Raw genomic sequence first — 832 nt, 5'->3', positions numbered from 1 at the left:
GGTGTCCTCGGTCGTCAGGCGCGGGGTCCTGCCCTCGACGACGAGCACGTGCTCGGTGATGTCGATCGGCAGGGACTCGCCGGCCAGCACCTCGAGCTGCGTCCCCGGTCGGAGCGTGGGCCTCTGGTCGGTGAGGCCGGGGACCTTGACGAAGGCCTTGGCGGTGAGGCCGTCGATGTCGGTCGCGGTGTAGGTCACGACCTGGCGGTTCTCGGTGAGGGTGATGACGAGCTCGCCGGCGTCGGTGACGGTGGTGGTGGTCGCGTCGGTGGTGACGGTGAGCTCGGTCGCGGCGCCGTCGGGGTCCTCGTCGTTGTCCAGGACGGGGACGGTGACCTCGGTCTTGCCGAGGATGTCTTCCACGGGCACGGCGTCGTCGCGGGCGACGGGGGGCAGCAGGGGTGCGTCGGCGGCGACGTTCACGGTGACGGCGCCGGTGGCGCGGGCGCCGTAGGTGTCCTGGACCTGGTAGTAGAAGGTGTAGGCGCCGTCGGCGTCGGGGGAGGTCAGGACGATGCGGTCGGTCACGACCTCGGCGTCCAGGTCGTGGGTGTCCTCGATGCCGCCGGGGACCAGGCCGACCTGGTCGCCGTCGGGGTCGGTGTCGTTGGCCAGGGCCGCGACCGAGACCGTGCGCCCCGGACGCACCGTGATCTCGTCGTCCACCGCCACCGGAGGCTGGTTCGTCTCCCCCGGGCGCGCGATCCCCACGCGCACGGTGCCGGTCGCCGTCGCCCCGCGGGCGTCGAGCACCGTGTAGGTGAAGGTGTCGAGCCCCACCGCGTTCTTCGCGGCGGTGTACTCGAGGAAGCCGTCGACCACGCCGACCGTC

Annotated in this window: 1 protein-coding gene; it reads right to left on the bottom strand. The window is 72.4% G+C overall.

Going from position 1 to position 832, the window contains the following annotated elements:
* Nucleotides 1–832: Ig-like domain-containing protein (locus G3I78_RS46360; RefSeq protein WP_203616466.1), on the bottom strand; the 832-nt coding region annotated here is incomplete at both ends.

This window comes from Streptomyces sp. SID13726, from assembly GCF_010548375.1.
Lineage (GTDB): Bacteria > Actinomycetota > Actinomycetes > Streptomycetales > Streptomycetaceae > Streptomyces.
Note: the sequence above shows the minus strand (reverse complement) of the source record. Positions and strands in the feature narration are given on the sequence as shown.